This is a genomic window from Lysinibacillus sp. SGAir0095, assembly GCF_005491425.1.
Classification (GTDB): domain Bacteria; phylum Bacillota; class Bacilli; order Bacillales_A; family Planococcaceae; genus Ureibacillus.
Genome location: NZ_CP028083.1, coordinates 3,896,055 through 3,919,990 on the forward strand (window position 1 = coordinate 3,896,055; position 23,936 = coordinate 3,919,990).

Annotated in this window: 20 protein-coding genes, 1 riboswitch and 1 other annotated feature; of the genes, 5 read left to right on the forward strand and 15 right to left on the reverse strand. The window is 37.0% G+C overall.

Features of this window, described 5'->3' with window-relative positions; all coding sequences use genetic code 11:
• Positions 1 to 23: 23 nt before the first annotated feature.
• Both C1N55_RS19145 and C1N55_RS19150 read right to left on the reverse strand, forming a co-directional pair.
• On the reverse strand, positions 24 to 488 hold the full coding sequence (locus C1N55_RS19145) for an NUDIX domain-containing protein (RefSeq protein WP_137730275.1): 465 nt from the start codon (positions 486 to 488) through the stop codon (positions 24 to 26).
• Positions 489 to 511: 23 nt separating this feature from the next.
• Positions 512 to 865 carry a MazG nucleotide pyrophosphohydrolase domain-containing protein gene (locus tag C1N55_RS19150; RefSeq protein WP_370452552.1) on the reverse strand — a complete coding sequence of 118 codons (354 nt, stop codon included), beginning with the start codon at positions 863 to 865 and terminating at the stop codon, positions 512 to 514.
• Positions 866 to 2,271: 1,406 nt separating this feature from the next.
• Positions 2,272 to 2,510: a binding site (T-box leader), on the forward strand.
• Positions 2,511 to 2,567: 57 nt separating this feature from the next.
• Here C1N55_RS19150 and ileS point away from each other — a divergent pair.
• Positions 2,568 to 5,639: an isoleucine--tRNA ligase gene (gene ileS / locus C1N55_RS19155; protein ID WP_240758334.1), complete on the forward strand. Its 3,072-nt coding sequence runs from the start codon at positions 2,568 to 2,570 to the stop codon at positions 5,637 to 5,639.
• Between the two features lie 19 nt (positions 5,640 to 5,658).
• Here the strand turns inward: ileS and C1N55_RS19160 are convergent, their stop codons facing one another.
• The 5 genes from C1N55_RS19160 to C1N55_RS19180 form a co-directional block, all read right to left on the reverse strand.
• Positions 5,659 to 6,552, reverse strand: a complete 894-nt coding sequence (locus C1N55_RS19160; protein ID WP_137730278.1) for an alpha/beta fold hydrolase — start codon at positions 6,550 to 6,552, stop codon at positions 5,659 to 5,661.
• Positions 6,553 to 6,604: 52 nt separating this feature from the next.
• Positions 6,605 to 7,300: a Type 1 glutamine amidotransferase-like domain-containing protein gene (locus C1N55_RS19165; protein WP_137730279.1), complete on the reverse strand. Its 696-nt coding sequence runs from the start codon at positions 7,298 to 7,300 to the stop codon at positions 6,605 to 6,607.
• A 183-nt stretch (positions 7,301 to 7,483) separates the two neighbouring features.
• Positions 7,484 to 8,038: a copper resistance CopC family protein gene (locus tag C1N55_RS19170; protein ID WP_137730280.1), complete on the reverse strand. Its 555-nt coding sequence runs from the start codon at positions 8,036 to 8,038 to the stop codon at positions 7,484 to 7,486.
• 82 nt (positions 8,039 to 8,120) lie between these two features.
• Positions 8,121 to 8,591, reverse strand: coding sequence for a FixH family protein (locus C1N55_RS19175; protein ID WP_137730281.1), 471 nt, complete (start codon positions 8,589 to 8,591; stop codon positions 8,121 to 8,123).
• Between the two features lie 21 nt (positions 8,592 to 8,612).
• Positions 8,613 to 9,983: a PepSY-associated TM helix domain-containing protein gene (locus tag C1N55_RS19180; protein ID WP_137730282.1), complete on the reverse strand. Its 1,371-nt coding sequence runs from the start codon at positions 9,981 to 9,983 to the stop codon at positions 8,613 to 8,615.
• A 216-nt stretch (positions 9,984 to 10,199) separates the two neighbouring features.
• Between C1N55_RS19180 and C1N55_RS19185 the strand changes: the two genes are divergently transcribed.
• Complete coding sequence (locus tag C1N55_RS19185) at positions 10,200 to 10,994, forward strand: sensor histidine kinase (RefSeq protein ID WP_137730283.1); 795 nt, start codon at positions 10,200 to 10,202, stop codon at positions 10,992 to 10,994.
• A 1-nt stretch (position 10,995) separates the two neighbouring features.
• Positions 10,996 to 11,646, forward strand: a complete 651-nt coding sequence (locus C1N55_RS19190) for a response regulator (protein ID WP_137730284.1) — start codon at positions 10,996 to 10,998, stop codon at positions 11,644 to 11,646.
• Between the two features lie 103 nt (positions 11,647 to 11,749).
• Here C1N55_RS19190 and C1N55_RS19195 read toward each other — a convergent pair whose 3' ends face one another.
• The 3 genes from C1N55_RS19195 to metE all read right to left on the reverse strand — a co-directional run bounded on the left by C1N55_RS19195 (position 11,750) and on the right by metE (position 14,859).
• Positions 11,750 to 12,181: an acyl-CoA thioesterase gene (locus tag C1N55_RS19195; RefSeq protein WP_137730285.1), complete on the reverse strand. Its 432-nt coding sequence runs from the start codon at positions 12,179 to 12,181 to the stop codon at positions 11,750 to 11,752.
• Positions 12,157 to 12,393 carry a hypothetical protein gene (locus tag C1N55_RS19200; RefSeq protein WP_168193907.1) on the reverse strand — a complete coding sequence of 79 codons (237 nt, stop codon included), beginning with the start codon at positions 12,391 to 12,393 and terminating at the stop codon, positions 12,157 to 12,159. Before C1N55_RS19200 ends, C1N55_RS19195 begins: the two co-directional genes overlap by 25 nt.
• Before the next feature lie 165 nt (positions 12,394 to 12,558).
• Positions 12,559 to 14,859: a 5-methyltetrahydropteroyltriglutamate--homocysteine S-methyltransferase gene (gene metE, locus C1N55_RS19205; RefSeq protein WP_137730287.1), complete on the reverse strand. Its 2,301-nt coding sequence runs from the start codon at positions 14,857 to 14,859 to the stop codon at positions 12,559 to 12,561.
• A 157-nt stretch (positions 14,860 to 15,016) separates the two neighbouring features.
• Positions 15,017 to 15,193, reverse strand: a riboswitch (cobalamin riboswitch).
• Between the two features lie 260 nt (positions 15,194 to 15,453).
• On the opposite strand from metE, the gene C1N55_RS19210 reads away from it, so the two are divergent.
• Positions 15,454 to 16,668 carry a MerR family transcriptional regulator gene (locus tag C1N55_RS19210; RefSeq protein ID WP_137730288.1) on the forward strand — a complete coding sequence of 405 codons (1,215 nt, stop codon included), beginning with the start codon at positions 15,454 to 15,456 and terminating at the stop codon, positions 16,666 to 16,668.
• 154 nt (positions 16,669 to 16,822) lie between these two features.
• Positions 16,823 to 18,106, forward strand: coding sequence for an MFS transporter (locus C1N55_RS19215; RefSeq protein ID WP_137730289.1), 1,284 nt, complete (start codon positions 16,823 to 16,825; stop codon positions 18,104 to 18,106).
• A gap of 179 nt (positions 18,107 to 18,285) precedes the next feature.
• On the opposite strand, the gene C1N55_RS19220 is transcribed toward C1N55_RS19215, so the two are convergent.
• The 5 genes from C1N55_RS19220 to C1N55_RS19240 form a co-directional block, all read right to left on the reverse strand.
• Entirely contained in the window at positions 18,286 to 18,657 is a 372-nt protein-coding gene (locus C1N55_RS19220; protein ID WP_137730701.1) for an iron chaperone, read from the reverse strand.
• A 78-nt stretch (positions 18,658 to 18,735) separates the two neighbouring features.
• Positions 18,736 to 21,336: a cation-translocating P-type ATPase gene (locus C1N55_RS19225; protein WP_240758335.1), complete on the reverse strand. Its 2,601-nt coding sequence runs from the start codon at positions 21,334 to 21,336 to the stop codon at positions 18,736 to 18,738.
• A 314-nt stretch (positions 21,337 to 21,650) separates the two neighbouring features.
• Positions 21,651 to 22,286 carry a sporulation membrane protein YtaF gene (gene ytaF, locus C1N55_RS19230; protein WP_137730290.1) on the reverse strand — a complete coding sequence of 212 codons (636 nt, stop codon included), beginning with the start codon at positions 22,284 to 22,286 and terminating at the stop codon, positions 21,651 to 21,653.
• 107 nt (positions 22,287 to 22,393) lie between these two features.
• Complete coding sequence (locus C1N55_RS19235; protein WP_137730703.1) at positions 22,394 to 23,227, reverse strand: SPL family radical SAM protein; 834 nt, start codon at positions 23,225 to 23,227, stop codon at positions 22,394 to 22,396.
• Positions 23,228 to 23,500: 273 nt separating this feature from the next.
• Positions 23,501 to 23,884, reverse strand: coding sequence for a VOC family protein (locus C1N55_RS19240; RefSeq protein ID WP_137730291.1), 384 nt, complete (start codon positions 23,882 to 23,884; stop codon positions 23,501 to 23,503).
• Positions 23,885 to 23,936 lie beyond the last annotated feature (52 nt).

The window sequence follows — 23,936 nt, forward strand, 5'->3', positions numbered from 1 at the left end:
GATTCAAAAATCGCCTAATGAAATTAATTAATGTCCCCTAGATAAACGGATAAATTCTTGCCTGCCATGTAATCAATGATCGACTCTCGCATTGTCTGAGGGTAAAGTCTGAAATCTAATAACTCTTTCAAAGCTAGCCATTCCACGCCAATTTGACCTTCATCAGGGACTATTCCATTGCCGATATCTTTACTTTCTTCACTAAGCTTACATAAAAACATATACTCTGTTTGATGGACATTTGAATCAAACTCAAAATGCTCATGATTTTTCCCAATGTATTCCCGTATAAAGAGCAGATCGCCTATTTCCACTTCAGTATTTATCTCCTCAATGCACTCTCTCTTTAGAGTTTCATGAAGATTTTCTCCATGCTCCTGACCGCCACCAGGTAAAATATAATAGTAGCCGTCCTTATCTTCTTTTTTAATGGCTAACAGCTTATTATCCTTTACAATAATTCCTTTTGCCGAATTTCTTATTGCCATTTTTTCTACCTCCATCTCAACACTTAGTTTTGATCTTTATTTACTCTCAATTTGATTTCGTCCATTTTTTTATAGAAGCTATCTTCTAAGTCAATATCTAAGTAGTTTGCGAACTTTACTAAATACGCGATACAATCCGAAAGTTCCTTCCCGATATTTTCTTTGTGCTGATTTTTGGCGATATTAAATGCTTCCTCCTCATTCATGCCTTCATCTGAAACTAGTTTGTATGTTTTATTAAAAATAGCTCTAAACTCTTCAGCTACCTCACTAACTTCAGTTGTCAGTAGCATATAGTTATGTAAGATTGAATCTTTGGACTCCCTATAGTTTTCTTCAGAGATTTCCCAATTCATCTCTCTTTGAAAGTTACTCAAAAATGCTTGTATCTCCCGCATCGCTTGCACCTCTAATTTGATTGGTTTTAACGACTATTTTAACATAAATATCCAAATTATTATGAATAATAAAATAAAGTTGCGTTTTGTCGTAGACTATTAACGGTGTTTCTCGAGCTTTATTGTCCACGAGATTGTTTATCGCGGACTATTAACATCGTTTCTTGAAATTTATTGTCCACGAGATCGTTTATCACGGACTATTAACATCGTTTCTCAAGCTTTATTGTCCACGAAATTGTTTGTCCCGGACTATTAACATCGTTTCTCAAGCTTTATTGTCCACGAGATCGTTTATCACGGACTATTAACATCGTTTCTCAAGCTTTATTGTCTACGAGATTAACTATCGCGGACTATTAACGGTGTTTCTCAAGCTTTATTGTCCACGAGATTGTTTGTCGCGGACTATTCACATCGTTTCTTGAGCTTTATTGTCCACGAGATCGTTTATCACGGACTATTCACATCGTTCCTTGAGCTTTATTGTCCACGAGGTTGTTTGTCGTGGACTATTCACATCGTTTCTCAAGCTTTATTGTCCACGAGATCGTTTATCATGGACTATTAACATCGTTTCTTGAACTTTATTGTCCATGAGATTGTTTGTCGCGGACTATTAACGGTGTTTCTCAAACTTTATTGTCCACCAGATCGTTTATCACGGACTATTCACATCGTTCCTTGAGCTTTATTGTCCACGAGATCGTTTATCGCGGACTATTCACATCGTTCCTTGAGCTTTATTGTCCACGAGATCGTTTATCGCGGACTATTCACATCGTTCCTCAAGCTTTATTGTCCACGAGATTGTTTATCGCAGACTATTCACATCGTTTCTTGAGCTTTATTGTCCACGAGATCGTTTATCACGGACTATTCACATCGTTCCTTGAGCTTTATTGTCCACGAGATTAACTATCATAGACTATTCACATCGTTCCTCAAGCTTTATTTTCCACGAGATTGTTTGTCGCGGACTATTCACATCGTTTCTCAAGCTTTATTGTCCACGAGATCGTTTATCGCGGACTATTCACATCGTTCCTCAAGCTTTATTGTCCACGAGATTGTTTATCGCGGACTATTCACATCGTTTCTTGAGCTTTATTGTCCACGAGATCGTTTATCACGGACTATTCACATCGTTTCTTGAACTTTATTGTCCACGAGATTAACTATCATAGACTATTAACATCGTTTCTCAAGCTTTATTGTCCACGAGATTGTTTATCACGGACTATTCACATCGTTTCTCAAGCTTTATTGTCCACGAGATTATTTATTGCGGACAGCTATCGTTAATCTAAAATTTTTACTGTTTCAAAATATTTAATATTGACAAAATTCACACACTTGCATACAATATGATTCAATAAAAGCATACAAATTCGTTGATGAGAAAGAGTAGTGTTTCGTCTTGTTCCCCAGAGAGCTGACATTTTGGTGAAAGTCAGTGTTCAAGTGTTGCATGAAAATCCTCTCTGAGAAGGTTAGCTGAAATCAGTAAGCGAGCCCGGGTGTCTACCGTTAATAAGAACACGTATGATTGTACGTTGCTAAGTGCTATTGGACCTGCCTTCAATAGAATTAGGGTGGTATCGCGGTTAACTCCGTCCCTTACTTGGGACGGAGTTTTTTGTATGCCTTTTATACAAATCGTATAGGAGGAATGACTTTTATGGGGAAAGAATCGCTGCAACACCGAGAACAAAGAATTCGACAGTTTTGGGAGACGGAGAAGATTTTTGAAAAGTCCATTCAAAACCGGAAAGACAGTACACCCTTTGTCTTTTATGAAGGCCCACCGACTGCTAATGGTTTACCACATGTTGGTCACTCATTGGGGAGAACTGTTAAGGATGTCGTTGCTCGCTACAAAACCATGCAAGGCTACTTAGTTGAACGGAAAGCCGGCTGGGATACCCACGGTTTACCTGTTGAATTAGGTGTTGAAAAACAGCTTGGCATTTCAGGGAAGCAAGAAATAGAGCGTTTCGGGATTGAGCCCTTTATCGAAAAATGTAAGGAAAGTGTATTTACTTACGAAAAAATTTGGCGTTCATTCACAGAAAAACTTGGCTATTGGGTCGATCTTGACAATCCATATCTAACATTAAGTAATGAGTATATTGAAAGTGTCTGGAATATTCTTAGTAAGGTTCATCGAGATCAAATGCTTTATAAAGGGCATCGCGTTTCACCCTATTGCCCTAGCTGCCAAACTTCTTTAAGCTCACATGAAGTAGCTCAAGGTTATAAAGATGTAAAAGATTTATCCGCCACGGTTAAATTTAAACGAGTAGATGCAGACGAATATTTCCTTGGCTGGACTACAACACCCTGGACATTACCCGCAAATGTGGCACTTGCCATCAATCCTAGCCTGACTTATGTAAAGGCTGAGCATAAAGGCGAAACATATATTTTATCAAAATCGCTTTTATCATCTGTAGTTGGGGCTGAAGCAAGGGTAATTAGTGAACATAAGGGAACTGAATTTGAAGGAGTAGCCTACAAAGCACCCTTAAACTATGTGACTGTTGAAAAAGGTCATATTGTAGTAATGGCTGATTATGTAACAGAAACAAGTGGTACCGGGATTGTTCATATGGCACCAGCTTATGGTGAAGATGATTACCGGACTGTTCAGCAAAATGGGCTATCTTTTGTTAATGTAGTCGACCAACAAGGGCGTTATACAAAAGAAGTTACAGATTTAGAGGGACAATTTGTAAAAGAATGTGATGTAGAAATCATCAAATTATTAGCTGCTTCAAACACCCTTTTCCATAAGGAGAAATACGAGCATAGCTACCCCCATTGCTGGCGATGTGATTCACCTTTACTTTACTATGCAACAGATAGTTGGTTTATCAAAATGGGGTCACTTAAAGAGCAATTGCTTGAAAATAATGCATCCGTAACCTGGTATCCTGAGCATATTAAAGAAGGCCGCTTTGGAAATTTCCTTGAAAATGTAGTGGATTGGAATATTAGTCGTAATCGCTATTGGGGTACCCCTTTAAACATTTGGGTTTGTTCCTCCTGCAAACACGAATTTGCACCTGGAAGTATAGAGGAACTAAATAGTTTAGCGACAGGAAAGCTGCCAGAAAATCTTGAATTACACAAACCATATATCGATAACGTCAAATGTTCTTGTCCTAAATGCCATAGTGAGATGCAACGAACACCTGAAGTAATTGATGTGTGGTTCGACAGTGGCTCCATGCCATTTGCCCAGCATCACTATCCTTTTGAGCAAGCTGCATTCCAAAAACAGTACCCTGCAGATGTGGTCATTGAGGGGATCGATCAAACACGAGGATTTTTCTATAGCTTGCTAGCCGTTTCAACACTTTATAAAGGGAAAGCCCCTTATAAAAATGTTTTATCCCTAGGCCATGTTTTAGATGAACACGGGCAGAAAATGTCGAAAAGTAAAGGAAATGCATTAGATCCTCTCGAGCTAATGCAAACTTTCGGTGCCGATGCATTACGATTTTCCTTATTAGTTGATAGCTCACCTTGGAATCCTAAACGCTTCTCAACGAAAATTGTGCAAGAAGCAAAATCCAAATTACTGGATACATTTGAAAATACCTTTCACTTTTATCAGCTGTATGCATCCATCGATGGATTTATTTACGATCCTCTGCGTCCCGGCAAAAAGACGAAATTGGATGAATGGGTGCTTTCCCGACTCCACATCACCATTGGAAAAGTGACAGCTCTAATGGATGACTATCAGTTCACTCAAGCATGTCGTGAAATGGCTAACTTGGTGGATGAAGTAAGTAACTGGTATGTACGGAGATCTAGGCAACGCTTTTGGGCATCAGGCTTTACAGAAGACAAACGTGCAGCCTTTAATACTTTATACGAGGTGTTAAGTGAGGTTTGCAAATTATTAGCCCCCTTTACACCATATATTGCTGAGGATATCTATCAGCAATTACATGGAAACAGTGTTCATTTAGAGGACTATCCAAAAGTGAAAAAAGAGATTATCCAAGGTAATTTAGATGAAGAAATGAATACCGTACTCAAAATTGTTGAGTTGGGTCGTAGCTTAAGAAATACTAAAAGTCTAAAAGTCAAACAACCTCTAGCTGAGATGATTATTTGTTCGACTGCTTCCCTGGAGAAATATCAAAAAATTATTCAAGAAGAGCTTAATGTGAAGAAAGTTCGCTGGACAGCAAATTTAGTTGGACTGGAAGAAATAAACTTGAAGCTTAATTTTAAAACAGCTGGTGCTGCGTTTGGGAAAAAAGTAAATGAAGTAAAAAAACATATCGAAAACCTCTCGTCAGCAGAAAAAGAGAAGTTCCTGGCTGAAGGCAAGCTAAAAATAAAGTTAGCCGAAGAAAGTGTTGAAGTACTTCAACACCATATTTCAACGGATTCCCAGTTAAAAGATGGTTACGCACTTGCTGAGGATGGGTCATTGAAGGTATTACTTAAAACTGTATTAAATGAGGAATTAATCGCAGAAGGTCATATTCGTGATTTTATCCGCTGCATCCAGGACAATCGAAAGAAGATGAATTACCCTATCGAAAAATATATTACCCTTCACATTTATTGCCCTCCTGAGTGCCAAGAATTGATCACTAGATTTGAGCAACTTATAAAGGCGAATGTATTGGTTGAAGATATTTTATTCGTTCATGAAAACCATTCATATTCCGCTATTTCTTATAAACTAAATCAGTATGAACTCAACTTCGCGATGCTCTTGAGATAACCAAAAATCAAAACGCATTTTACTTAACTTTGGTAAAATGCGTTTTTTCTATTTTATACTTATTTAAAAATTTAACAGCCGCTTCATTCGTTTTATATGAAGAGGTGCCAAGCCAAATTAAGTGACCCCATGTATCAAGTAAGCATAGCTCTGAACTAGAAATGCTTTCATGTGCAAAATAAGCATGGTCCAAAGGGACAGACCCATCAAATTTGCTATGCATAATTAATGTTGGACAAGCTACCGATTCTAAATCATCTACGGTTAAGTCATTCACCTGTTGCAAGTCGATTAAAAAACCGTAACCTGATCTTTGACGATTATTCATCTTTCTAATCTCCTCTGTATCCCACTCAGCTATTTTTTCCTTTGCTTCCTTATAGTTTAAAGAACTAAAGGAGGGAAACATTTGCTTGAAGATGAAAGAAGGAAATTTGTTGTTCATGAACGAAATTAACTTCCATGTAACTTTTTCTGCTTTAGGATGGAATATTTTACTTGCAACCTTGTATTCAATATCCTTTGGGGTAAGCCATTCCTTTGTTACAGCAGATTGCAGGATTAATGTTTTAACGAAATGAGGATATTTTGAAGCGAAATAAATACCACTAGGTCCACCAGCTGAAATAGCTAGAACATGAATTTTATCTAGGTTTAGGTGGTTTAATAATTTCACATAGAAATCACAAGCCACCGATATACTTTCACCCATTTCTTTTGAGGATTTTCCATAACCAGGTCTAGATGGCGTAATTAATGAGTAACCTTGTTCAATTAAAAAGTCATAGCCAAACTCCTCATTACAATTCGAATGACCGCCGTGCAAAACGAATATAGGTTCACCTTCTCCTACAATTGTAAATTCCACTTGAAATCCTTCTAGTTGAATCACTTCTGTTACTCGTTCTTTCACTGATACACCAACCTTCTTCTTGGATTAACTTTCCTTGTACAAACCAAACTATTTAACCTAAATAGAATGGTGTAATTTCTGTTTCAATAACTTTAGAATCTACTTTTTTAACGAAATAAGCTTTGGCTTCCACTCTAGAACTTACTGTTTTGGTTAAAACGTCATCGATAAAATGCAAAGCTACTCCATCATCAACTGCATAGCCTTCTTTTATTTCACCATTTAAGATAGATTGTCGATAAGCGGGCTTTCTTTTATTTTCACCATCATAATGAGGACAGTTGCTCCCCTCAAGTAAACCTAAACAATCAATTTTATGTAAGGGGCCATTTAATGGGTCTGTTAGTCCTTCTTCAAACCAACAAATTGAACCTGCACTTAAACCAGCAAGTATGATTCCTTTTTCATAGGCAGTTCTCAATACTTTGTCCAAACCCCAATCCTTCCATAATAGAAGCATGTTTCTTGTATTGCCGCCCCCCACATAAATAATGTCTTGTTCGAGCACAAATTTTTCAAGATTATTGAAGTTCGCATCAAATAATGATAAGTGACTTGTTTCACATTCCAATGTCTTAAATGCTTTATAAAATCTCTCTATGTAATTATCCTGATCTCCACTGGCCGTTGGGACAAAACATACTTTGGGTGATTGTTTTCTAGCTTGTTTTAAAATAAATTGATCTAGCAAAAGATTTTTTGGTTCCATAGAGAAACCACCGCCACCCATGGCTATAATTTGCCTCATCCTATACTCCTTCCTATACAATTTTCTTAAGCGTTACTTATAATATTTTAATTTCTACAATTTTCAATTAATACCTCTGTTTTACGTTGAAAATTACTTATACCTATCCGTTTTGTAAATAAAAAATGACAAAAAGTTCTATAGGAACTTTTTGTCATCTTTTCAATCTATTTAGTATAACAACTATTTTTTTCTTCGCATAAGAAGGAAAGCTCCAATAATGACTGCAATTAAGACAATCATGATTACTGGAATTAACGGCGATGTTTCTTCATTACTTTCTGCTTCCTCAGTTGCTTCCTCAGTTGCTTGTTCATTACTTTGTTCTACTTCTTGAGTCGTTTCTTGTTCTGCTTGTTCATTTGCTGCTTCAGTTGATGAAACCGAATCGGGGACATTCACTGTAAAAGAGTAATCTCCTTCCATTAAGTGGCCATCTGCACCAATAATACTCCAATTTACAAGATACTCTCCATTTTCCAATGGACTTGCCATGGTACCAGTCATTATTCCTTCTTCTATAGTAATATTTTCAATAGGAATATTTTGTCCTTCATTACTCAACTCAAATGAACTGCTTTGTTCAATCTTCCCTTCAAAATTTAATGTAATTTCACTAAGCTCTTCCGTCACTTCCTGCCCATCTTCTGGTGAAGAGCTACCTAAATGCGTATGTGCAAATGCGTTTGTTGAAGTAGCCAATATAAATAAAAATGTAGCGAAAATTATTTTCTTCATTTTAAAACCTCCATATACAAATAATTAATAACTTACTGAACTACGAATATACTCGTTTCTTCGTACTATCCGTTCCATGAACTCAATGATGATGTTCATGTACTCCTTCATTTGTAGGTATATCTTTTTGTAAGTATTCCAATTCCTCTTTAGATAAATCCCCTACCACAAACTGTTTTTGGGGCATAATGATGGAACCGTTCTTACTTGCATGAACTTTTATATAGTATAGACCGTTACTATCAAAATCCTTGCTTAAAGCATAAATACCGTTCCCCATTTCCTTTGCCGGTTCCATATAATAATGGAGAGTTCCATCTTGTTTCCATATCTCAAAGTGAACATAATCAGCACCTTCAACTTTTTCTCCATTTTGAGTCAGGACCGCTTTAATAATCTCCTTCTCATTATTTACAAAGGTATCAGGTATAATTATTTCCGCTTCCATGGGACTTTCTTTTTTGTAAAGTTCGGCAACATCCTCTTTGAGAGAGCAAGCACTTAACAGTATGCACGACACCGAAACAAAAAATATATACTTCATTCTCTTCATGGTTCTACACCCTTATCTTTTTTATGCATTCATAAATTTTTTGACCGCAGGAATTCTTTGAATCACTAAAAGATCAAGTATCCATACGAATATTAGTGATAAACCAACTAGCGGAAACAGTAGACCTAAACCAATCAAGACAATCAGGAAAAGTTTCATTTTTTTAATGCTAGGTGCTTTTGGTGCCCCCATCTCTTTTTTAGGCTTTCTTTTCAGCCATAAATAGAACCCGCTAACCGTTACCAAGATCATGCCTAAACAGATAAGAAGGCTAACTATTTGGTTAATCATTCCAAATTGTGTACCTTTATGTAGGGTAATACCCCAAGCAATGATCTTCCCCATTAAACCATAGTGATCATATCTGTAATCAGCTAAGATTGCCCCTGAGTATTGGTCTATGTGCATCGTTACCTCATCCTGTGCTTTTGGAGGAAAGGCTGACAATGTATATACGCCTTCTTTTTCATTTGGAATATAGATTGTATAACTAGGATGTATTCCTTCTCTATTAGCTATTGATACCACATCGTCAATAGGAAGCTTAATCAATCCTTGTATGTCTGAAATTGGTACATCCAGATTTTCTGCTGCCCAAGGGACTTCTGCTATGTCTTTTGTTTTTACGTCAGACGCAGGAGCATTTCCTACCCATACTGAAGGTGGGTATCCTGTCCCTGTATTTGTTACAATCGTTTGGAAGTTAGTACCCCAAAATCCAGACCACGGTAAACCGGTCATTATTAAAAACAACATCCCCCCTGTAATCCACATGGCAGGAACAGCATGCAAATCTCGACGCAAAATTCTTCTTCCTTTATTAAAGCGAGGTATTACAACACCGAATATTTTTTCTTTCTTCCTCGGGAACCATAGAAATAAACCTGTTATGATTAACACTACTGCCCAACAGGCTACCAATTCCACAATGCGGTCACCTATCGTACCTGCCATAAGTTCTCCATGAATTTCTTCTATCTTATCCATAATTCGATCATCGTTATTTAATGTGCCCAATGAATCACCTGTATAAGGATCGATGAATACTGTTAGGGACTCGTTATTTTGGCTAATACCTACTTCACTTGAGCGAGTCTCCGTTTCACCAGGTCGATATGTTGTCACTATGGCATCTGGATATAACGCTTTCACTTCTTCAATTTGTTGTGACGCCGGGAGTTTTTCACCATTTTGTGTAACCACCCAGTAATCTTTGTAAATCATTTGCTCAATTTGGGGCTTAAATAAATAGACCGATCCTGTTATTGCTAGAATAAGAAGAAACGGGGCAAAAATAATCCCAGCATAAAAATGCCACCTCCAAATCGTACGATAGACCGAATTGGCCGTTTGTATCTTATTATCATTAGAGGTACTTTGAACTGTTCCCATCGACTTCTCCTTAAAAAAATGTTTTTGATGACTACGTGCATAAAATCTATGAAATCTTCATAACGAATGTTCATTTTGCTTTTCATTTACACTTGTATCGAAGCTTATTGTAAATTCACAACACTTTTTATGTAAATAGCTCACACGGGCTATTAGAAATAATGACTTTTTAGTTATACTTATTAGAGATTTAGATTTATTAAGGAGCGAACTCACTTGTCTTATCGACTTTTACAATTTCTCTGTGTACTATTGCCAACCTTGTTAATTGGTGGATTCGAATATGTACGTCATGATTTCCTTTTGCACTCGCTATCAATGGAAACCGGAAATTTATATATTACAATTCTTACTTTTGTACTTTCTCTTTTATTTTCAGCATGGATGTTCCGCATTATCAAAGCGATGAATGAAAAGCTTGTTAATGAGCAGTCCAAACGCGCAGTATATGAAGAACGGGAAAGACTAGCTCGAGAGCTGCACGATGGAATTGCCCAGTCCATTTTTTTTATGAATATCAAACTTAAACAAGGTGATATGGAAGCAGCATCTCGAGCCCTTTCTACTATCGATAGCCATGTTCGTCAAGCGATTTTTAATCTAAGGTCAGAACCAGAGATTGATGATTCCATTAACTCGAGAATAACTAAATGGCTTTCTGAATGGAGTTCTATGACAGCAGTTGAAGTAGAAGAAGATTCTCAGATTCCTCCTAATTTCTTCACAACGAAGGAGGAAATTCAAATTTTCGCCATTATTCAAGAAGCATTCGCGAATATAAGAAAACATGCAGAAGCTTCAAAAGCAGCCATTATTATCAGGGAAACAGAAAATGGATGGCAATTGAGGATAAATGACAACGGAAGAGGCATCGATTCCTCAAAGAAATCGAGCCGGCAATATGGTCTGACGATGATGCAGGAGCGTTCAAAGCAACTCGGAGCAATATTAACAATAAGAGATAGTGAGTTTAGCGGTACGGAGATAATCGTAACAAAGGAGGACCATTAAAATGCAATGCTACAATGTGATAATTGCGGATGACCACCCCTTGGCAAGAGAAGGAATTCGAAGTGTACTTGAATCAGATCAGTCTTTTTGTATTGTAGGTGAAGCCACTGACGGCCATGAAGCCTTTGAACTTTGCCGTGAACTAGAGCCCGATCTACTCCTTTTAGATATCAACATGCCTAGATTAAGTGGACTGGAAGCAGTAAAAAAAATACGGTTATCCTTCCCTCAAATACACGTTGTGATGTTAACAGTATCAGATGATGTAAAGGATTTGTTCACAGCCATACAATTTGGAGCACAAGGTTATTTACTGAAAAATATGGAGCCGGATGACTGGATTGAGTATTTACATGCCCTCCTCGGTAATCACACAGAAATTTCCCGTGAGATTGCAAGTCAATTACTCTATCGTTTTCGTAGCGGTAATAGCTATGCTGACGAACCAAGCCCTCTTAGTTTGACGCCTAGAGAGTGTGAGATTCTATCAAGAGTAGCAAATGGCGACACGAACAAACAGATTGCCCATCAGCTTTTTATAGCTGAAAATACGGTGAAAAACCATATTAAAAACTTGCTCGAGAAGCTTCAGCTTGATAATCGCGTACAGCTTGCCGCCTATGCTGTTAGGCATGGTTTGACCTTAGAGTAAGAAAACATTAGAAGCCAACTTATCTTTCAGGTTGGCTTCTCTACTAGCGGATTCTATTTTTTATATCGTTAGCAGTCTGCTGAGGTATCCGTTTCAAGAGACTCTATCGATTTTTTAGCTTTCGACGAAGTTTCACTTGTTCATGGAGAAGCCGATCTTCTTCAGTTTGAATCTTGACTTGTGGTACCTGACGAGGTTTACCATTTTCATCAACAGCTACCATCGTCACAAATGATTCTGTAGTTAATGTACTTTTACCTGTGTCGACTTGAAAAGCCGTTACACGGACAAATACTGTAATAGATGTCTTTCCTGTGTAAACTACTCTACCTTCCAATTCTAGGAGATCACCAACTCGTGCTGGCGATAAAAAATCAACAGAGTCAATGGATACTGTTACAGTATTACTACCTGCATGCTTCATGGAAGTAATCGCTGCAACTTCATCGATATAAGCAAGTACTTTTCCACCAAAAATAGTACCATGATGATTCGTATCAGGCGGTAAGATTAAATGTGCTTGAATCGTTCGCATATTTCCTCCTCATTTTCGCTACCATTATTAAAACCCGTTAACTCATTTTTTACATTTAAAAATGCATAATTAATTACATGATCATCTTCAGGATATTCGCAAATTAAATCTTTTAATAACTGATTGAAAGAAATTAACTGATCATCTGTCAAAGCTTTCATAATATACTCTTTAAACTTCTCCTCATAATAATAAATCGATTGGGGGGACATAAGTTTTCGCTCCTTCTATTCATCGAAAGATGTAGCAATGAAGATACCTTATAGTATCCTTCTATAAAAATCCAGTTATATCATTATATCAAAATAGCAATTTACATCGAATAAAAGGTACCTACTTTCTAATAAAATTAGGTACCCCAAATCATTGCTTTTAAGTTAATTTACGATTGTCTCCTTAGAAGCATCACGTAATAACTTCGCTGCTTTTACCATATTCGTAAGTGCAGCAACCGTTTCTGACTCCTGTCGGGTTTTTAAACCACAATCTGGATTCACCCAAAACTGGTCCTTTGATAATACTGCCAGACTTTCTTGTAAAATATTCTCCATTTCAGCTACATCAGGAACACGTGGACTGTGAATGTCATAAACACCTAAGCCAATCCCCAGCTCGTATGGATTTTCTTTTAATGAGGATATCAATTCACCATGACTTCTTGATGTTTCTAATGAAATCACATCTGCGTCAAGTGCTCGAATTGGTTCAATAAAATCATTGAATTCACAATAGCACATATGTGTGTGAATTTGCGTTTCAGTCTTTACACTAGATGTCGCAAGTTTAAACGCATTAACAGCCCATTCTAAATAGCTTGACCAATTTTCTTTTCGAAGTGGTAATCCTTCACGAAGGGCAGGTTCATCGACTTGAATAATTTTTATGCCTGCTTGTTCTAATGCTTCTACTTCTTTGCGAAGAGCTAGCGCAATTTGATTGGCAACCGTCTCGCGAGGGAGATCATTCCGAACAAACGACCAATTTAATATGGTAACAGGTCCAGTGAGCATGCCTTTTACGTGTTTTGTTGTCAGTGTCTGTGCATGTACTACTTCCTTTACTGTCATAGGCTTCGTCCATTCTACATCTCCATAAATAATTGGCGGCTTCACACAACGTGATCCATAGGAAACTACCCACGCTTTTTCAGTAAATGCAAATCCTGTTAATTGCTCACCGAAATATTCGACCATGTCTGTTCGCTCAAATTCCCCGTGAACAAATACATCTAAACCAATATCTTCTTGAATCGAGATCCAGCGTGCTGTTTCTTCTCTTATAAATTGTTCATATTCTTCATCTGACAGCTCATTTTTTCGCCAGGCTGCACGAGTTTTCTTTACTAGTGCCGATTGTGGGAAACTCCCTATCGTTGTAGTTGGAAAATCCGGCAATGATAGTGCGCACTTTTGTGTTTCACGACGCACCTCAAAGCTTTCCATCCTTACAAAATCTTTATTTGATATCATTTTGATTAAATTTTCTACACGATTATTGTTTCGTACCGGGTGTGTAGCAAGCGCTTCGATGCATTGCATACTTTCCGATACAACACCCTCTTTTGCCCAATGCTGTGTACGTATGAAATGCCCAACATGGACAATCTCATTTATTTTTTCATCGGCAAATGATAGAGCGTTAAGCAAAACGGAATCCAGCTTTCGCTCGTTCACCGTTGTAACAGGTACATGCTGTAAACTACAAGAAGAGCTTAGCCATACATTGCTAGCTCCACTTAAAATAAGGACAGCCTGCACATCACTTGCTACCTCTGCTAAATTGGCCGACCAAATATCTCGACCATTTACAATCCCGATATTTAAAACTTTATCTTTCGGGAATCCCGATTTTCGAAGTGCCTCAAGGTTTTCTTTCTTCCCATGTACAAAGTCGAGTCCAATACCCGCAACTGGTAACTGAATAAGATTTTCATAGGATGTTAATGCCTCAAAATAAGTTTGCAGCATTACTTTGGCTTCTGGGACACTTTCTGTTAGCTGTTTATATATCTCTTCTACTAACTGTACTTCAGTTGAAGATAAATTTTTCGTTAGGGAGGGCTCTTCTAATTGAATCCACTCCGCACCAGCCTCTACTAGCTCTTTCAAAACTTTTGCATAGAGCGGAATTAACGCTAAAATAAACGCAGCCCGCGATTTTTCATCGTAACCTTTCGATAAATCAGCAAATGTATAGGGTCCGATTAATGTCGGTTTTGTTATAATGCCTAGTTCATTTTTTGCCTCTAAAAAATACGTTAGCAATCTATTTTCTGTTAAGTGTAGGTGTTGTCCCTCATATTCAGGCACAATATAGTGATAGTTGGTGTTAAACCATTTTGTCATTTCACAAGCAACTACCTGATCTGTCCCTCTTGCCATCGCATAATAGCGAGTTAATGTGGATTCATTTTCTAACGCACTGTTATAGCGATCTGGAATCACATTAAACATCAATGCTAAATCCAGCATACGATCGTAATACGTGAAATCCCCTATCGTTATTAAATCCAGGCCTAAAGCTTGCTGACGACCGATATGCTGCAAACGCAAAGCCTTCATCTGCTTTTCAAAATCTTGCTCAGTCATTTCTCTTTTCCAAAATCCCTCAACAATTCGTTTCCATTCACGGTTTTCTCCTATATAAGGATAACCAACTACAGTACTTACGATCTTCATATAATACGCCTCCTTTTCCTTTGCTCTACATAACCCCAAAAGAAAGAAGCTATTTCTTTGTTGAGAAATAGCTTCGGACATATCTATGCATGACTAAAAAGCGTAAATAAATTTACGTTCATTTCGCACAGAACACCACCTATTTCCACGTAGGTTTGGGTGTGTACTAGAACTAGGCAGGTCTCCTGACTTATCATCAACGCGCCTCATGCCTTCCCGTTTTCACAGTGGCTAACAGATTTGCTCCGAATTACAGTTGCGGGACAGTGTTGGATTTTCACCAAGCTTCCCTTTTAAGCTTACTCTCATAAGCACCTAATCTTACACGTTATGTAATTGGTTTACACTATAACATAAAAAGATATACTTATAAACTAAAATTTCCGACTTTTCAAACAGGATAATAGATAGTAAGTAATTATACCAAGTTAATCAAATAGTTTATTAAGTTAATTACCCTATAAAATAATATAATTCTCAGTTTAAAAATATATAATAGGATAAAGAATAGCACAATTTGTCAGTTCGTTTTTAAAGGATACCTAACTCAGCGATATTGCAATTAAATATTCAACTAAGGGAAGAAGGGTTCTGATGAAAATTAGTAAGTTTGGACAAGTAAATAACTTAACCATTGATGCCATACGCCATTATATGGATTTAGGATTGCTTGTACCTGAGAAAAAAGGCGGACATTACTTTTTTGATGATAACTGCCAAAAGGACTTAGAATTGATTATCGAATTTAAGTCAATGGGGTTTAGCTTGAATGAGATCAAAACAATTTTGACTTTCAAAAATCTTGGAATGCTTGCAGGGTATGAGGAAAATGCCTATTATCAGTCTTTATTCAATCATAAATACGAGAAGACAGAAGAGGAAATTGCAAGATTAACAGCCGCGAATGAAAAAATCAAAAAGAAAATCGATGAATTTAACGAGAGACCCGGACACTCCAAAGTGCCTATGGGGATTAATATAAACAACCTAAACCTTCTAGTCTGTCCAAAATGTGATGCTCCTCTTTCTCTTGAAAATGGCTCAATCAATAGAAATCAAATCATTGATGGAGACCTTGTCTGTAATTGCCAAACATATAAGGTTGAATCTGGAATCCTTTTATCCGGTACTTCCAATGAGATAGTTCCAATTTCAAGTTCAGATGAGTACATATCAGATTATATTTTAAATACTGATTCTTTTTATCTGGAGACTCTTCAAAAAGGACTACAAACAGTAAAGCGGAAAATTACAGGACTCGATTTAGAGAGTAAGGTAGTTCTTGAACCTGGTACTGGAATTGGATTCTTACTAAGAACGATTTATAATGTCCTTCCAGATAACTGTTTATATATTGCGGTTGATTATAATATTGAAAAGCAGAGGTTTCTAAAAAGCATCCTAGAAAGAACTGGAATCAAGAAAGATATTCTATTTATCTGTGCTGATTTCTCAGCAATCCCTATAAAAAAGAATTCTGTTGATATTATTATAGATAATGCGGGGACAAGCAATTACAGTTTTAAGCATACTGATTTTCTGATAGAGATGCTAGAAGATCTCATTAAGAAGGAGGCCTACCTACTGGGGACATACTTGGCCTTTAAGAAGTTTAGCGTCAATAGTAAAATTCTTCCCCAATATCGTGACAACTTCATTCCATTAAAAATACGCAGCAAAATCGAAGGACTCAAATTTAAGCTCATTGAGGAATTTGCATCGGATGTTTTAAGCAAAGGCGGTATCTATGAGGATTATTTCGTCCAAGGGGAAGAGGTTTTTAATTATTTGTTCTTTGGAAAAAGATAGGGTCCTCCCTATCTTTTTTATTTTTTTATTTAATAATTAGTTTTCTTGCCTATTGTTCCGGGGTTTAGCCAACCACTTACACTTGGTTTAACAAATGATTTAGTGATTGATAGTCACTGATTTAAGACCAAAGAGTATACCAGGAGGCAAAACTATGGAAACACGTTTAGACGAAAAAAAAGAAATTAGAAATTTGGGGCTCTATTCATCGGGGAAAATCATTTCCGTTTTCGGAACATCAATATATAACTTTGCCATCAGTTTCTACGTATTAAAGTTAACTGGTTCGGCATTAAGTTTTACCATTACATTGTTGCTTGGAATATTGCCGATGATACTTATTAATCCTTTTGCAGGAGTAATTGCAGACAAGGTTAATAAAAAGAAGATGATTATACTTATGGATTTTCTTAGCGGAACATTGTTTATTTCAATGTTTATCGTAAGCAGTTTTTGGGGCCTTCATCTATTACTCATTTATCTAACAGCTTTCTGTTCAACTATTTTTGTCACTTTTTTCGGAGTTTGTATGGAAGCGGCCAAACCGAATATCGTTTCTAGCAAAAGGTTGATGAATCTTAACTCTATTGGAAAAATCATAGACTCTATATCTTCCATACTTGGTCCAATGCTAGGTGGAATGGTCTTCGCTTTTTTCGATATAAGGATATTTATCATATTTAATGGGATTTGCTTTATTATTTCAGGATTGTCGATGCTGTTTATTGATTTTAACTTCAATAAGAGTTTACAGGAATCGGTCAAAGAAGCTGTAAAAATCGATTTTATCAAAGATATAAAAGACGGGTTTCAATATTTGTACGAGCGAAAGAATATTATGGGCCTGTTCCTGATTTTGATTTCATTAAACTTCTTTTTGAGTTTAGCAGTCACTATCCCTGTTCCATATATAATAAATACCATTCTGGAGCTAGGATCAAATACCTTCGGAGTCATCCAAGCTTCACTCCCAGTCGGCCTAATTGCTGGAGCCCTTGTTGTCAAGAAACTGACAGAGCGCATCCCTTATTCAGAACTAATAAGGGTTGTGACAATCTTCTTATCTGTTTGTATGATTGCGGCAGGACTTCCGCTAATATTTGAGGGTGCTCCATTCAGTCATATGATTTATGGCATTTATTATTCTTTACTGATGTTTAGCTTGGGGATTGTGATAGCTTTTATTGATATTCCTATAGCATATTTCATGCAAAAAGAAGTGCCCGAAGAGTACAGGGGCAGAGTAATGAGTATTGGAATAAGCATTGGAAAGACTATGACACCTGTGGCAATGGTAGTCTCCGGCTTTCTTCTCGAATTGATCCCACCATATGTCTTACCGATTGGGGGAGGGATTTTTTATTTGCTACTTAACCTCCTATACTCCAGAAAGATATCAATTAATCTATCTACCGAACTTAAATCTTCGTCCAACTGAGTTTTTCCTTGAGTAGCTAAAATTGATTTCCGTTGTGGAGAAGCGCATCCAGGGCCAGGCTCGAGCCTGTAAAATAAAAAGAGTTGGCTCCGGTTCTTAAGGAGAAGCCAACTCACGAATTTTTTTAGGGTGTGAAATGCAATGCAATAGTCACTTATTGAAACTATACATTCGATCGATTATTTACGCCAAAAAGTATTACAGTCTGCCTTGTCCAAAATGTTAAATTCAATAATTTTCTCAAGCAATTCATAGTTTACTGGCTCATTCCATTTAATTCGAAAAAGCCCTTTGGTAGCACTGTAGCCGGCTTGTGCAATGTCATCCGCAAAGTGCCCCATCCCAAATTCTTCAGGTGAAACGCTTAAATGATGCTTCGCTGTGGAAAAGCCGATAATATATGTGCCATGATCGGTAAACATAGGCTGATTCCATTTAAGTTCTGGTTGTAATTTAGGGAATTTTTCCAATATCCATTTAAAAATTTCTTCTACACGTTCCCGCTCTTGTGGTTCATCGATACCCGACAAATACTCTGTAAAAGCTTCTATGCTAATCCCTCCTACAATAAAAAATCCCTTTTGGATAATGATATCCAAAAGGGACGGGACGATGCAACTTTAAAAATTTCAGTCTCTATTTCTTACAAAGAATAGTCTGTCCACTTGAATAATGATTAATGGTACTATCGCCAATCCATAAACCATTAATAATTGTGAGCGACTTAATATTGCTACATCGAATAACCCAACTATCAAGACGATATTTAATAAGACGAAACCAATAAGAAACGCTATCCAAACAGTTAAATTAGAGAATAATCCGATCTTAAATATTGATTCATCTGAACGACAGTTAAATCCATGGAACAATCTTGATAAACATAAAGTTGCAAAAGCCATCGTGGTAGCTACCATTGAATCCCCGGTGGCTAATCCTATTTGGAAGGCAATAATGGTTACGGCTGCAATGATTAAGCCTTCCATCCCTACCTGAGAGACAAACTTCTTATTTAATAAAGACTCATCGATATTTCTAGGCTTTTCATCCATTAGTTTTTTGTTATGTGGCTCTAACCCAATGGCAATAGCAGGTAAACTATCTGTTAACAGGTTAATAAATAACAAATGAACCGGTGCAAATGGCGCTGGCAAGGCAAATAATGTTGCATAGAGCACGACCAAAATGGCTCCAGTATTACCTGATAGTAAAAACTTAATCGCATTTTTGATATTCGCATATAAACTTCTACCATTTGAAATGGCTTTAACAATAGTCGAAAAGTTATCATCCGTTAAAACCATGGAAGAGGCATCTTTTGCAACTTCTGTACCCATGATGCCCATTGCTACGCCAATGTCTGCTTGCTTTAACGCAGGTCCATCATTGACTCCATCCCCCGTCATCGCCACGACATTCCCTTTGTCTTGCCACGCTTTTACAATACGAATTTTATGTTCTGGAGACACTCGGGCATATACTGAGATGTTTTGAACTTTATCTCTCAATTCTTTATCTGATAAATGTTCTATTTCCTTACCTTCAATTGCTTCTGAAGGGTCCTTCAATATCCCGATTTGTTTGGCAATCGCTGCTGCCGTAATTTTATGATCTCCTGTAATCATCACTGGTTTAATGCCAGCTTTGATACAATCGGCTACAGCTTGTCTTGATTCTACTCGTGGTGGATCCATCATCGCCACTAAGCCGACAAAGGTTAAGTCCATTTCATCTCTTAAACTTATTCCGAGGGACTTTACTTCTTTATAGGCAAATGCAAGTACTCGTAATCCTTCATTAGAAAACTTATTGTTTGCTTGTTTAATAGCCTCTATTTGCTGCTTTGAAATGTTGGATACCCCTTGAGCATTTTCAATTTTTACAAGTCGAGACAGGAGGACATCAACTGCCCCCTTTGTAATCATAATATATCGATCGCCTACTCGGTTAACCGTACTCATTAATTTTCTGGTTGAATCAAATGGTACTTCTCCAAATCTCTTATACATCTCTCGTATATTCAGCTCGTCTATATTATATTGGTTACCCATCCGAACTAACGCTATTTCTGTTGGATCTCCTATTTCTTTCTCTTCGAAGGTAACCGAATTATTACATAGTAAAGCCAAGTGCATCAATTTATGGTGAACTTTATTATCCAGGTGCAGCTGATCATGTTGGACAACCTTTTCACTTACATATAATTTTTGCACGTTCATTTTATTTTGAGTAAGCGTTCCTGTTTTATCGGAACAAATAACCGAAATACTTCCTAGACTTTCGACTGCATGAAGTTTGCGAACAATTGCATTTTCCTTAGCCATTTTCTGTGTTCCAAACGCGAGAACAATGGTCACAATAGAGCTTAATGCTTCTGGTATTGCGGCAACCGCTAATGATACTGCGAACATAAATGAATCTACTAACTCACGCCCACGTAGAATATCCAGTGCAAAAATGATTAGACAGATGACAATAATCCCGATTGCAAGCCGTTTTCCAAAATCTTCGAGGCTTACTTGGAGAGGTGTTTTCTTCTCTTTGGCATTATCTAGTAAGTTCGCAATCTTACCAATCTCCGTCTCCATTCCGATAGATGTCACTATCGCTTTTCCACGTCCATTTGTTACGAAACTGCCAGAGAAGACCATATTTGTTTTATCACCGAGAGCCACTTCTTGATCATGAATCACATTCACCATTTTCTGGATCGGAAGTGATTCCCCGGTTAGAGAACTCTCGTTGATCTGTAAGCTATGACTTTCAAAAATACGTCCATCCGCGCTAATAAAATCGCCAGCATCTAACAGAAGAATATCTCCCACAACAACCTCTTTTGAAGGGATTTCAGCAACTTGTCCATCCCGTAATACTCTTGCTATCGGAGCAGCCATTTCTTTCAAGCTATCCAACGATTTTTCAGCTTTTATCTGTTGTACTGTACCAAGTATGGCATTTAAAATGATAACCACCCAAATAACGATTGAACTTTCTACTTCTCCTAAAAATACAGAGATTAAAGCAGCTACCATTAGGATAATCACTAAGAAGTCTTTAAATTGTTCTAGAAAAATAATCATTGCACTTTTCGGTTTGCTCTCACGAAGTTCATTATAACCATACTTTTTGTGCCTCGATCGAACTTCATAATCTGTCAATCCTTGCTGTGTTACCTCAAGTTCATTCATTACTTTTTGTATAGGTTCCCTGTAGTATTCTGACACATTCATATAATTATATCCCCCATATTCTAGTAATTCGTTTTCCTTGATCACTGGCAAAAGGAACTCTCAATAAAACTATTTTTCCCCATAATTCATGAACGACTTTGCTATTAAACTCCCTAATAGGAAGCACCCCTGTGAGTGAAGTACTATAAAATTATATGTAGGAGAAGGTAAAATATGAGAATTTATTTCTAATAATATAATTAAAAATATGAGATCAAATCTAACTAGAGATTACAAATAGAGAATAATTACAAAAAGCGCTAATTCATTTTTTTGAATTAACGCTTATGTAGACATATAAAACTTCTGAGATACTAGATTTTGAATATCCCTATTAAGATTAAAGCAATTCCTGGCAGGAAAGTAAGTTTCTTCACCCATTTCATATTTCTAAAGATTAAACCTATATTAATACCTGCTATAACAAAAATGACACTCGAAACTGTTACAACAATTGAGAATAATATAGGCGGCAAATCAATTAAAGCCGCACCGATCCCTGCACCAAATGAATCCAAAGACAATGCCAAACCTAGAAATAAGGCTTCAGTGCTTCCAATAGTTCCAGAGCGATCAAAATCGGCTTCTGTAGGTTTTTTTAATATCTTAATGATCAGGCCCAGCCGTTTAATCTCTAGATCAACAATTTTAATAGTACTTTTTCGTTTTTCCGAAGTATCCTGGGAAGTTAGGAATTGGTAAAGAACCCAAATCCCGATTGCTATCAGGATGATTCCACCCACTCTTTCCGCTGCTTCATAGGAGATAAATAATTCGATAATCGAACCAATACCCATTGCCGTTAATAATACAATGAAAGTGCAGGCAAAGATGATCACAAATGATTTAACTGGTATCGTAACCTTACGCATTCCATAAGTTAAGCCGACAGTGAAACTATCAAGACTTACTGCAATCCCTAAGAGCAGTAGTGAAAGTAAGTCACTCATTTTTTTCTCCTTTCAGACGTTACTACCCTCTTATCGTATGAACTGACTTTGAAAAGTGTCCCCTCTTTCACACTACCTCTAGAAATCTACACTAGTTGTTGAACCATTTATTGTGGGAAGGCTTCTTGTTTAGAAACGCGTACCATATTGTCAGGAAAGTATTTCTTAAAATACTTCTCTACTTTTACATGTAATTCTTGTTGATACCACTGCGATAATTCATGAGCCTCAAATAATTGAGGCATTCCTAAACGTGCAGAACGTTTCCCCATAGAGCCATCGCCAATGCTTAATGTATCAATCCAAATATGATCAACAACTCCTTCTAACATATTGGGGAAATCAGGGGTAAATGGCAAAGCAGGTGAAATAGAGGCTTGAGTAGGTATTCCCGCATCATGCACTGCCTTTAAAGCTTTTAACCTCAATTTTATACCTGGAGCATATGGAGCAAATATCCTCTTTATATCTTCTCTGTCTGTTTCAACCGTCATTGAGACAAGAACTTTACTTTTCTCCTTCAACCTTGCTATTAGCTCAATATCCCGTTCAATTAGCGGACTTCTTGTTTGAATTTGTAGAAAGTCTGGTGGATCTTCAATCATCGCTTCTAATAATCCTCGCGTTATATTGCTTTTCCTCTCAATTGGTTGATAGGGATCTGTTGCAGAGGACATAAATATATTCACAGGGTTATTTTTCTTGCGAAGCTTCTTGATTTCATTCCGATAATTTTCTGCAGCATTTATTTTAATATCCACCCATTCTCCCCAGGGAATGTCTTTAAATTTTTGAATCGGCATTTCCCTGACATAACAATAAAGGCAAGAAAAACTACATCCACTATATGGATTAAGAGAATGGGTGAATCCAACATCCAAATATCCTTTTGCTTCCGTTAATATTTTTCTGGAAAGTATTTCTTTTAACTGGATATTCATTTTTATCTCTCCTTTCCATTTGCTTTGATCATGAGTACTTTTTATCCATTCTCTTCGATATAACTGATTTAATAGATGTTTCTTTATAGAGTTAATCCTTAGCTTGGTATTTTCTTTTTGCATTTCACAATTAACTAATTTTTTTAAAGTCACGGTTAATCTAGTTAAAAAATATTAGAGGAATAATAAACAAACCTTGATGCAGTATATGGTAATACTGCATCAAGGTTTGTATTGATATAGGTGATTTTATACTATTACTTCGTCATGAAGTTACTGCTGTATGATTTGAATCAGGTTTCCACATGTATCGTCAAAGATGGCTATTTGGATTTCGCCCATTTTTGTCGGTTTCATCGTAAACTTTACACCTTGTTCTACTAATCGGTTGTATTCTGCTTGAATATCCCCAACTCCGAACATTGTGACTGGGATACCTTCAGCAAATAACTTTTCTTGATACTCTTTTGCAGCCGGATGGTTATTCGGTTCCAGTAATAGTTCGGTACCCTTTTGGTCCTCGGGGGAAACTAGCGTTATCCATCTATATTCTCCTGTAGGGACGTCATGCTTTAATTCAAATCCGAGCGTTTCTGAATAAAATTTCAGTGCCTTCTCTTGGTCTTCTACAAAAATACTCGTAACAATAATTTTCATACTGTTTTGGCCTCCTTTGATAGTTATAGTTATAATGCATGGTGTGCTTTAC

Excerpts from the sequence above, each read along its gene's own strand:
- C1N55_RS19145 (WP_137730275.1), bottom strand. The coding sequence starts at position 488 with ATGGCAATAAGAAATTCGGCAAAAGGAATTATTGTAAAGGATAATAAG.
- C1N55_RS19235 (WP_137730703.1), bottom strand. The coding sequence starts at position 23,227 with ATGAATATCCAGTTAAAAGAAATACTTTCCAGAAAAATATTAACGGAA.
- C1N55_RS19180 (WP_137730282.1), bottom strand. The coding sequence starts at position 9,983 with ATGGGAACAGTTCAAAGTACCTCTAATGATAATAAGATACAAACGGCC.
- metE (WP_137730287.1), bottom strand. The coding sequence starts at position 14,859 with ATGAAGATCGTAAGTACTGTAGTTGGTTATCCTTATATAGGAGAAAAC.
- C1N55_RS19200 (WP_168193907.1), bottom strand. The coding sequence starts at position 12,393 with ATGTCCCCCCAATCGATTTATTATTATGAGGAGAAGTTTAAAGAGTAT.
- C1N55_RS19225 (WP_240758335.1), bottom strand. The coding sequence starts at position 21,336 with ATGAATGTGTCAGAATACTACAGGGAACCTATACAAAAAGTAATGAAT.
- ytaF (WP_137730290.1), bottom strand. The coding sequence starts at position 22,286 with ATGAGTGACTTACTTTCACTACTGCTCTTAGGGATTGCAGTAAGTCTT.
- C1N55_RS19195 (WP_137730285.1), bottom strand. The coding sequence starts at position 12,181 with ATGCGAACGATTCAAGCACATTTAATCTTACCGCCTGATACGAATCAT.
- C1N55_RS19210 (WP_137730288.1), top strand. The coding sequence starts at position 15,454 with ATGAAAATTAGTAAGTTTGGACAAGTAAATAACTTAACCATTGATGCC.
- C1N55_RS19240 (WP_137730291.1), bottom strand. The coding sequence starts at position 23,884 with ATGAAAATTATTGTTACGAGTATTTTTGTAGAAGACCAAGAGAAGGCA.
- C1N55_RS19165 (WP_137730279.1), bottom strand. The coding sequence starts at position 7,300 with ATGAGGCAAATTATAGCCATGGGTGGCGGTGGTTTCTCTATGGAACCA.
- ileS (WP_240758334.1), top strand. The coding sequence starts at position 2,568 with ATGGGGAAAGAATCGCTGCAACACCGAGAACAAAGAATTCGACAGTTT.
- C1N55_RS19175 (WP_137730281.1), bottom strand. The coding sequence starts at position 8,591 with ATGAAGAGAATGAAGTATATATTTTTTGTTTCGGTGTCGTGCATACTG.
- C1N55_RS19215 (WP_137730289.1), top strand. The coding sequence starts at position 16,823 with ATGGAAACACGTTTAGACGAAAAAAAAGAAATTAGAAATTTGGGGCTC.
- C1N55_RS19190 (WP_137730284.1), top strand. The coding sequence starts at position 10,996 with ATGCAATGCTACAATGTGATAATTGCGGATGACCACCCCTTGGCAAGA.
- C1N55_RS19170 (WP_137730280.1), bottom strand. The coding sequence starts at position 8,038 with ATGAAGAAAATAATTTTCGCTACATTTTTATTTATATTGGCTACTTCA.